We start from the raw sequence: 9,888 nt of genomic DNA on the forward strand, positions 1-9,888 counted from the left end.
GCCTGGCCCGGCGCGACAACTTCGGTCGCGCCTACCGACGGACCATCGGCTGCCGCGGTGGCGGGTGCCACAGGCGCTGCGGGCGCAGCAGCAGCAGCAGCAGCGGCGGGCGCGATCTTGGGCGCCTCGCCCCGGATCGCGGCCTCGAGTTGCGCCACCGCGGCGCGGATCTTCTGCGCGTCGCCGGTCGCATTGGCGGCCTCGACCGCCTTCGAGGCATCGAGCACGTAGCGGTCGTGCTCGCTCATCGCAGCCGCCGCCTTCTCGCGCTCGGCGCTCTTGCGGTTGAAAGCCTCGTCGATCGGGGCGCGGAAGGCGTCCCACAGCTTCTGTTCTTGCCGGCGATCGAGCGGCACGCCTTGCGCCTCGGCCTGCCAGCGCTGCTGCAGCGCCTTGACGGCATCGATGCGCAGCATGGGCGCGGCGCCGAGTTCGGTCGCCTCGGCGATCATCCCCTGACGACGCTCCACACTGGCCTTCTGCGCAAGCTCGAAGGGCGCGCGTGCCACGCCGAAGGCCGCATTCCACTGCGGCTGCAATTCGGCGAACACCTTCTCGCCCACGTGGCCGGCATCGCGCCAGCGGTCGGCGAACTGATGCAGCGCGCGGTTGTAGCCCTTGAGGTCGGCTGCACCAGCCTGCGCCTCGGCCCAGGCCTTCACTTCCTCGATGAGCGCCAGGCGCTGCGTGCGGTGCTCCGCCGCGTCCGCCCGAACCTTGTCGAGCCAGGCTTCGACGACCTTGTGAGCCTCGTTGCAGGCTTCGTCGAAGCGCTTCCACAGGGCGTGATTGGGCACGCCGCCCTGGTCGGCCTGCTTCCATTGCTCACGCAGGCTGCGCAGGGTTTCCTGCATCTTGCGACCGCCCAGGGCCTGGCCCTCGGGGCGCTTGAGCAGGGCTTCGGCCTTGGCGACCAGGTCTTCGCGCACCTTGTCGGCGCTCCAGCGTTGCCAGCCTTCGAGTTCGCCGGCAGCGATCAGGGCCGCATGCACACGCGCTTCGAGCGCCGAATCGACGAGCCGGCCATGTTCCTTGAGCACGGCGCGCAGCGCGGCGGCGGCGCCGGCACTGGCCCTGCCGTGGCCCTCGGCCGTTTCCTGCTCGAGCCGGCCCAGCGCGGCCTGCACGGCGGCCTGCGCGGCAGCGCGCTTCTCGGGGTCGACCTTGGGCGCGGCCGGCTTCTGCGGTGCCGGCGCGGCCTCGGCGCTGCCGCCGCGGGCGATGCGCAACTCGTCGGCCCAGACGGGGACGGGCGGCAGCGGCGCCTCGGTGTTCTCGGCGGCGGCCACGGTCTGCGCCAGGGCCTGGTGGAAGGCATCGGACACCACCAGCAACTGCGACTTGGATTGCTCCAACTGCGGCGCGAACCGGGCGTCGAGGCTGTTCCAGTTTTCGTCGGCCGAGATCTCGCCGGCCTGCTGCTGCCAGTGGCCGACGTCCGCGCGCAAGGCCTCTTCGGCGGCTTGCGCGTCGCGCCAGCCCTTGGTGGACAGCACTTCGAAGCGCTGTGCCAGCAGCACGGCAGCCTCGCGGTGTACCTGCGCGCGGTGCTGCAGGTCTTCGATACCCTTCACGCGCTCGGCCAGCCGGGCCTTGAAGCCGGTGAGCGGCTCGCGCGACAGCGGCGCGCCGGCCTTGGCGGCGTCTCGTTGCCAGGCCAATGCGTCGGCGATGTTGAGTTTGGGCTGGGCGATCAGCGCTTCTGCCTTCTGCGCCCATTCGGCCGCGATGGCCTCCTGGCCGCGGGCGCGCTTGAGCTCGTCGAGCTTCTCGCGCAGCAGGCGCGCGGCGCCCTTGTCGCGGCCGCTCAGTTCCTTGAACACTTCCTGCATCTGCTCGGACGCGGGGTTGCCTGCCAGCCAATCACGGATGCGCTGTGCGCGCTCGCCCGAGGTCGGCGCAGTGAAGGCGCCGCCGGTCATCGTGTCGAGGGACTGGAGGTCGTGGGGCTTGGTCGAAGTTGAAGTCACTGCGCGAATGAACGTGAACGGGTGGGTGAAGTAAAAAGCGAAGGCGCCGGCAAAGGCCGGCGCACATCGCCATTTTCGCCGAATGCGGCGGGTGCTTTCCAGCTTCCTTAGCGGGTGGCCAGATTCAGCTCTGCGCCGGGCTTCCAATCGGGCCCGGCGGCCTGCGTACGAACCGCGCCGAGGAACAGCCGCTCGCTGGGCAGCTTCTGCGCCAGAAGGTAGTCGCGAACGGCAGCGCCGCGCTGAACGGCGAGCTGGCGCATCGACTCCTCGTCGACCGCAACGCTGGCCATCAGCAGGTCTTCCATCTCCTTGACCGGAACGTCCTTCGCCAGGCCGATCACGTTGCGCGGCTTGCTGCCGAGGTCGGACCGCTTGTAGACGGCGGTCAGCAACTCGGGGTATTCGGCGTCGGTCAGCGGCGGCACGTCGGCGGCGTCCTGGTTGGCGCGCACGGCGGCGCGGCGCTTCTCGGCCTGCGCCATGTCGCGTACGCGCTGGCGCTGGTAGGCCTCACGCTCCTGCTGCAGGCTGGCGGTGCCCACGACCGTCATGCGCAGCGCAGGCCGGTCGGTCAGCGCCTTCGCGACCTTGTCGAGGCTCTGCTTCGCCTCCGCCGACACGGCGGCGCTGCCGGGCGCGAAAGGCACCGTGCTCGAGTCGCCGCCGCCGCCGCCGAGCCCACCCGTCAGCAGCGCGAAGGGCGCGGTGGCCGCCTTGACGATCAGGTTGACGATGGCCTTCAGGATCAGCGGGCCGACGCTGAACTGCGGGTCGTTGAGCGAGCCGCTGATCGGGAAGTCGATGTCGATCACGCCGTTGCGGTCGGCCAGCAGCGCCACGGCCAGCCGCACCGGCAGGCTGTTGGGCGCGCCCTGCACTTCGTCGCCGAACTGCAGCTGGTTGAGCACCAGCTTGTTGCTGGCAGTGAGCTGGCCCTCGGGCGTGATCTTGTAGTTGACCTCCATGCTGAGCTTGCCGCGCTCGATGCCGTGCCCGGCGTAGCGCACCGAGTACGGCGACAGAGGCGGCAAGTCGAGCTCGCGCATCTTCGCGGTGATGTCCAGCTCCAGCGGCTTGACCAGCGGGTTGAGCTTGCCGGTGATTTCGAGCGAGGCGGTTTGCTGGGCCTTGCCGCGCAGTTCCAGATCTGCCAGCGCGGGGCGGTCGCCCTGCGGCTTCGACGAAAAAGCGCTGAGTTTGCCGGTCAGCTCGCTGAGGTCGGCCGAATAGTTGGGCTTGACGAAGAGGTCGCTGAAGTCGATGCGGCCGTTGACCAGGCTCATCGGGCCGAAGTTGATGACGGGCGCGAGGCCCCCGGCCGCGGGCTCGGAGGCCTTGGCCACGGCAGCGGGCGCCGGCGCGGCCGCGGCCGGCCCGCCGCCGACCATCGCCTCGGCGGGCACCGGTGCGCCGCCAGAAGCCGGCGGGCGCCTGGCTGCCGCGGCGGTGCTGGTGGTGGTGGTCGTCGTCGTACCGCCCAGGCTGCGCCGCGTGCTCGTCTCCGCGGCTGGGGCCGGCGCAGGATCGCCGGGCTTGCGGGTGAGGTCCTGAAGGTTGAGCCGACCGTTCGGGTCGATGATCACGCGCGCGAAAAAGTCGCTCAACGTGGTCTCGCGCACGTCGACCGACAGCGGCGTGTTGGGCGCCATGTTGACCTGCAGGCCGCGCAGGTTCAGGGTCTTCCAGCTCAGCAGCCGATCGCTGCGCGCCGCCTGTCCGGCGGACTGGGTCAGCGCCCCGCTGTTGGCGCGGAAGTCTTCCAGCGCGGTGTCGCCAGCCAGCTTGACGCTCATGCCGGCTGGTGCGGTCTGGTATTTGACCGTGCCGCGATAGCTGGCGACGGCACGGCGGACGTCGATGTTCAGGGCATCGGCGTAATAGGCCTTGAAGGCATGCGCCGGAATGGACACGACTTCCAGCCTGCCCTCGGCCGCGATCGGCTTGAGCACCAGAGAGCCCTTGTAGTCGAAGCGGCCCGCCTCCGCGCGGCCGGCCCCGATGCGGCCGGACAGCTGCAGCGGCGACACGGTGGCCGTGTCGGGCGCGATCTTCTGGGCACTGAGCTTGAGCGCGCTGACCTCGAAGGCCACCGGCGTCGCGCCGGCCTTGTCGGAATACGAGAGCGAGCCGTTGTCGACCGCCACGTTGCCGATGGTCAAGGCCCAGGGCTTGGGGTTGGCGCCGGGCGCAGCCCCGGCGGCATTCGGATTCTTGGGCGCGGCCACCTTGGCGTCGCCGCTGTTGGCCTGGCTGCCACCCGGTGGCGACTTCAGCCAGCGCTCGAACATCCAGCGCTTCTCGTTGTCGCGCTCGATGAGCACCTTGGGGCCGGTCGCAGTGAACGAACCGATGCTCAGCGCGTGGCTGCTCATGTCGGCTTCGGCGTCGCGCAGCTCGAAGCGGCCGACGCTGGCCAACGCGGTCTTGGCCTGCGTGAGGGCCAGGCCATCGATGGCGACACGGCTGGCCTTGAACTTCAGGTCGGGCTGACTCCAGGCCACCTCCACCTGACCGCTGAGCTTGCCGTCGAGCGTGGGCTCCAGGCTCTGGGCCAGGTACGGCGCCGCCAGTGACAGCGGCAGCGCGTCGACCTCGGCCTGCACCTTGGCTACCTTGTCGGTGGCTTCGCCGCTGAATTTGAGCGCGGCGTCGCCGACCGAGGTGGAGCCGCTGAAGACGGCGGGCTTCTCCATCGGCCAGGTGATGGCGCTGGCTTCGAACTGGAGCTGCTTCACGTCGATGGCCGCAGCAGGCTGCAGGCTCTGGTCTCGCCAACCGATTTCGCCGCCGGACATCGCGAGTTTGTCGACCTGAACCCGCCAGCCGGGCTGAGCCGGCGGCTTGGCGCCGGCTTCGCCGTTCGGTGGTGGGATCGCGGGCGCCTTGGCTGCCGCGTCCGCCGGCTCGCCGGTCGGCAACAGGTTGAGCTTGCCGGCCGCGTCGCGGGCCACCACCAGTTGCGGTGCGGCCAGCGCCACCTCGCTCAAATGCACCACGCGCTCCAGCGGGCGGACGTCGGCCAGCGCCAGCTTGAGCGAGTCGAAGCGCAGCAGGTCGTGCGCCTGCGAATCCGCAAGCTGGATGCTGTGCGCCGCCACCGTCCCGGTGATCTTCAGGCCCGCGGTCGCAGCCTGGACGAAGTCGAGCTTGAGGTCTGCATCGAGCTTGCCGGCGCGCAGGCCCACCGGCAGGCCGCCGGGCACGTAGCCCAGGTACGGCGCGAGGTCCAGGTCCTTGAAGCTGATCTGGGCATCCGTCTTGCGGTTGTCGGCGAAGGGCGTGCTGAGCGCCGCCGAATCGAATGCGCTGCCGTTGAGCACGAAGGCCAGCTTGGGCTCGGTCTTGATCTCGCGCTGCGACGGCAGGTTGCTCAGAAAAGGCACCTTGAGCACGAAATCGCGCAGCTCGTGCTTGCGCTTGACGGTCTGGTCGTCGAAGTCGACCGTGCCGTTGGTGATCGCGATGTTGTAGATGGCGAAGCGCGGCGGTTCGCTCTTGGGCGCTTCGGGGGCGCTGGCCAGCTTGGCCAGGATGTCGTCGATGTCGTATTTGCCGTCCGCCAGATGGGTCAGCAGGATGGCCGGGCCGTCGATGGCGATCGCGTCGATGACGGGGGCGAGGCGGACGATCGACTGCAGTTCGGCATCGGCATACACCCGAGACACGGCGACCTGCGAGCGGCTGCCGTCGGCCGTCGCGACCTTCAGGTCGTTCAGCGTGAGCTCGAGGGTCCAGGGCTTGAAGTCGATCTTGCCGACCGTGACCTGCCGGCCGAGCTTCTCGGTCGCGATCTTCTGGATCTGGCTCTTGGCGATGGGTGGGACGACCAGCCAGGCCAGCACCCAGAACGCGAACAGCACCAGCAACGCCAGCGCCGCCCGCCTGACCCACTTGTTTTGTCGGAGCGAAGCAGCATTCATCGGAGAGCGAGTTTGCCCCAAACCGAAGACGCTTCCCAGAAAGTAGAAAGCCCGGCTGCCCGACTTGACGTCCGGCCTCCGGGCTCGATGGCGGGCGCGACGCCCATGCCATCTTTTCGCTCGACCGGAAGTTGGATTGTTCCGGTCATGCTGGCAGCAAGAGATTGCCGCCGTGGGGCCTCGGCCGCTGAACCGCTCGATTCATTCGTGCGGTTGCCGGACCTCGGTTCAACGCCTGAAACATCAGGCCCATTGAGGGTAGGCCTGCGCCGCCGAGATTGCAAATAAGCTTTTCAATGGGTCGCCGAACATCGATTCACGGCGCCTGCTTAAGCTTCTTCAGAAATAAACTATCACATTCTTATTCTTGACCGGATATTAAGCGGCTCCTAGAATGCCCGCTGTCCTGAGCCCCCTACCCCCGGGCCGGGATTGCACCGATACCGCCGCCGAATACTTTCGGCTTATATCAGGCTCCCGCGCACCTCACTCCCACTTTCAGCGCGGAACCTGACTCGAACCAATCCACAAAGCGCCGCCGCCGAGTAGCTTCGCCCTCCCCCGGCGTTGCGATGCAGGTGCCGCACAGAAGGAGGAAGAGCGATGAAACAGGCGTTTGGCGCCACAGCCCGCGGGCTGCGGACATTCGTGTCCGACGTGGCAGACGGCTTTTTTGAAGTGACCCACAACGGCTTCGCCCTGCTCGGCTTGGCAACCGTTTTTGCCGCGCTGGCCCTGATGGCGCGGCCGGACCTGCAGAAGTCCGGTGAAGAACATCTGATGGGCTGGCTGCAATCGCGCAAGCCGCCACCGGAGGTCAGCAACCTCGAGCCCACCGCCATCGACCGCACCACAGCCGCCAGCCCCCACGAGCTGCCGAAGTCGCAGGCGGCGGTCGCCTATTGGCTCAGCAAGAAGTACCGCGTTGCCGTCGAGCCGCTGAGCGTGCTGGTGTCCGAGGCCTTCGAACTCGGCAAGAGCACGAAGCTCGACCCCACCCTGATCCTCGCCATCATGGCGGTCGAATCCAGCTTCAACCCCTTCGCCCAGAGCCATGTGGGTGCCCAGGGCCTCATGCAGGTCATGACCCGCGTGCACGGCGAAAAGTACGAAAGCGCCGGCGGCACGCTGACGGCATTCGACCCCGTCACCAACATGCGCGTGGGCGTGAAAGTGCTGCAGGAATGCATCTCGCGCGCCGGTTCGCTCGAGGGCGGACTCAAGTACTACGTCGGCGCCGCCAACCTGGCGGAGGACGGCGGCTACGCGAGCAAAGTGCTGGCCGAGCATGCACGTCTGCAGCAGGTCATCGCGGGCCGGGCGCCCTCTACCAACGCCACCCCCACGCCGCCCGGCATGCGGGCTCAGCCACTGCCGGTGGTCGCTCCGGCGAAGCCGGAATCCGCCACGCCTCAGAAGGTCGTGGCCATGGCCGAGCTGTAGGCCTTGCCGCCGCGATGGCCTTCGCCGTCGGCTACACTCCCACGGCGCGCGACTGGCGATAGGCGCAGCACCCCCCGAGGTGACCTGCGCTGACGTGGATGACCACTGGGAAGCGCGCCGCCTGCGGTCAGAGCAGGCGTTCAGCCGTTCGCCTGGGCAGCCCTTGTTTGGTTGAAGAACAAGGACCATCGTTCTCAAAAGGACTGCCATGTACCACCGCCAGACCCTGGTCGAACAGACCGATCCCGAAATCTTTGCCGCGATCCAGGCCGAAAACCTTCGCCAGGAACAGCACATCGAGCTGATCGCGAGCGAAAACTATGCCTCCCCGGCCGTCATGGCCGCGCAGGGCTCCCAGCTCACCAACAAGTACGCCGAGGGCTACCCCGGCAAGCGCTACTACGGCGGCTGCGAGCACGTCGACGTGGCCGAGCAACTGGCCATCGACCGCGTCAAGCAACTGTTCGGCGCCGACGCCGCGAACGTGCAGCCCCATTGCGGCGCATCGGCCAACGAGGCCGTGATGCTGGCCTTTCTCAAGCCCGGCGACACCATCATGGGCATGAGCCTCGCCGAAGGCGGCCATCTCACGCACGGCATGCCGCTGAACATGAGCGGCAAGTGGTTCAACGTGGTGAGCTACGGGCTGAACGACAAGGAAGAAATCGACTACGACGCCATGGAGCGCAAGGCGCATGAGCACATGCCCAAGCTCATCATCGCCGGCGCATCGGCCTATTCGCTGCGCATCGATTTCGAGCGCTTCGCCAAGGTGGCCAAGGACGTCGGCGCGATCTTCATGGTCGATATCGCGCACTATGCCGGCCTGGTGGCGGCGGGCGTGTATCCCAACCCGGTTCCGCATGCAGACGTGGTCACTTCCACGACGCACAAGAGCCTGCGCGGACCGCGCGGCGGCATCATCCTGATGAAGTCGCAGCACGAGAAGGCGATCAACAGCGCGATCTTCCCGGGCTTGCAGGGCGGCCCGCTGATGCATGTGATCGCTGCCAAGGCGGTGGCTTTCAAGGAAGCGCTTTCGCCCGAGTTCAAGGCCTACCAGCAGCAGGTGGTGACCAACGCCCGCATCGTGGCCGAAACGCTGACCGAGCGCGGCCTGCGCATCGTGAGCGGCCGCACCGAAAGCCACGTGATGCTGGTCGACCTGCGCGCCAAGGGCATCACCGGCAAGGAAGCGGAGGCCGTGCTGGGCAGCGCCCACATGACGATCAACAAGAACGCCATTCCCAACGACCCCGAGAAGCCGATGGTGACCAGCGGTGTACGCATCGGCACGCCGGCGCTGACGACGCGCGGGTTCAAGGACGAGGAAGCACGCATCACCGCGAACCTGATCGCCGACGTGCTGGACAACCCGCGTGACCCCGCCACGATCGAAGCGGTGCGCGCCAAGGTCCATGCGCTGACCAGCCGCTTCCCGGTCTACCGTTCTTAAGCCCATGGCGCCCGCGCCGGCATCCGCATGAAGTGCCCTTTCTGCGGCCACCTCGAAACGCAGGTCGTCGAGACCCGCGTGTCGGAAGATGCCGACTTCGTGCGGCGCCGCCGGCAGTGCGGCACTTGCGAAAAGCGCTTCACCACGTACGAGCGGCCGGACGTCAACTTTCCGGTGGTCGTCAAGAAAGACGGCAGCCGTGCCGACTACGACGCCAAGAAGGTTCGCGCCTCGATGATGCTGGCGCTGCGCAAGCGGCCGGTCAGCATCGAGCAGATCGATCACGCCCTGCTGCGCATCGATCAGAAGCTGCTGTCCAGCGGTTTGCGGGAGATCGAGTCGACCAAGGTGGGTGAGCTGGTCATGCGCGAACTCAAGCGCATGGACAAGGTCGCCTACGTCCGCTTTGCCTCGGTGTACCGGAGCTTCGAGGACGTCGACGAGTTTCGGCAGTTGCTGCGCGACATCTGATCGACCAGGTCCACTGGGTCGACCAGCTCCACCCAGCCGACCAGACCGCTCAGCGCCAGCAGTCGTCGACGCTGACGCCGGCCTTGCTGTCGGCGATATCGCGCTTGCCGGTGTTGTCGAGCAACAGCTTGCCGCACCGATCACCCGTCATCGTGCCCATCGGTGAGGCTTCGAGGCCGAACGAGCTGGGGGTCAGCGAGTCTTTCACGAACGCGATGGTGTAGGTCTGGGTGCCCTGCCGCGGAACCGCCGTCAAGGCGGTGGGCAGGTTCATCGCCGTGTCTTTCCCGACTGAGAACTTGAAGCTGTCGTTCTGCGAGTAGAAGCGCTGCATGTATTGGGCCGTTTCCAGCAACTGGGCACGGGCCTCGGCGCGCCGCGACTTGCGGACGGATTCGATGTAGCTGGGATAGGCGATCGCTGCGAGGATGGCAACGATGGCGACAACGATCATCACCTCGATAAGGGTGAAGCCAAGCGTGAAGCCTCGCCGCCTGCTGCGAATTGGGTTCTTTGGTGCCATGGCTCAATACGCGGGGGGAGAGGCGATCTGGCGCCACTGGCGCTTGACGGGCTTGCCACTCAGGTTGGTAAGTTCGCTGCCCGAGCCTGTACTCGACCCCCC

Annotated in this window: 6 protein-coding genes and 1 riboswitch; of the genes, 3 read left to right on the top strand and 3 right to left on the bottom strand. The window is 67.5% G+C overall.

Features of this window, described 5'->3' with window-relative positions; all coding sequences use genetic code 11:
- The coding region (locus tag B0W80_RS32930) for a DUF349 domain-containing protein (protein ID WP_077003356.1) at positions 1-1,970 on the bottom strand (1,970 nt) is incomplete at its 3' end.
- Between the two features lie 107 nt (positions 1,971-2,077).
- Positions 2,078-5,893, bottom strand: coding sequence for a DUF748 domain-containing protein (locus B0W80_RS32935; protein WP_077003351.1), 3,816 nt, complete (start codon positions 5,891-5,893; stop codon positions 2,078-2,080).
- A 603-nt stretch (positions 5,894-6,496) separates the two neighbouring features.
- Between B0W80_RS32935 and B0W80_RS32940 the strand changes: the two genes are divergently transcribed.
- From B0W80_RS32940 to nrdR, 3 genes are all read left to right on the top strand, one after another.
- The gene (locus B0W80_RS32940) at positions 6,497-7,336 is read left to right on the top strand and encodes a lytic transglycosylase domain-containing protein (protein ID WP_077003352.1); all 840 of its coding nucleotides are present in this window, start codon (positions 6,497-6,499) and stop codon (positions 7,334-7,336) included.
- A 38-nt stretch (positions 7,337-7,374) separates the two neighbouring features.
- Positions 7,375-7,501: riboswitch (ZMP/ZTP riboswitch) on the top strand.
- Between the two features lie 43 nt (positions 7,502-7,544).
- Positions 7,545-8,792, top strand: coding sequence for a serine hydroxymethyltransferase (gene glyA, locus B0W80_RS32945; protein WP_077003353.1), 1,248 nt, complete (start codon positions 7,545-7,547; stop codon positions 8,790-8,792).
- Positions 8,793-8,819: 27 nt separating this feature from the next.
- Positions 8,820-9,263, top strand: a complete 444-nt coding sequence (nrdR, locus tag B0W80_RS32950; RefSeq protein ID WP_077003354.1) for a transcriptional regulator NrdR — start codon at positions 8,820-8,822, stop codon at positions 9,261-9,263.
- Between the two features lie 49 nt (positions 9,264-9,312).
- Here the strand turns inward: nrdR and B0W80_RS32955 are convergent, their stop codons facing one another.
- Positions 9,313-9,786 carry a type IV pilin protein gene (locus B0W80_RS32955; RefSeq protein ID WP_077003355.1) on the bottom strand — a complete coding sequence of 158 codons (474 nt, stop codon included), beginning with the start codon at positions 9,784-9,786 and terminating at the stop codon, positions 9,313-9,315.
- Positions 9,787-9,888: the final 102 nt, after the last annotated feature.

The organism is Variovorax sp. KK3, from assembly GCF_001984055.1.
Taxonomy (GTDB): domain Bacteria; phylum Pseudomonadota; class Gammaproteobacteria; order Burkholderiales; family Burkholderiaceae_C; genus Variovorax.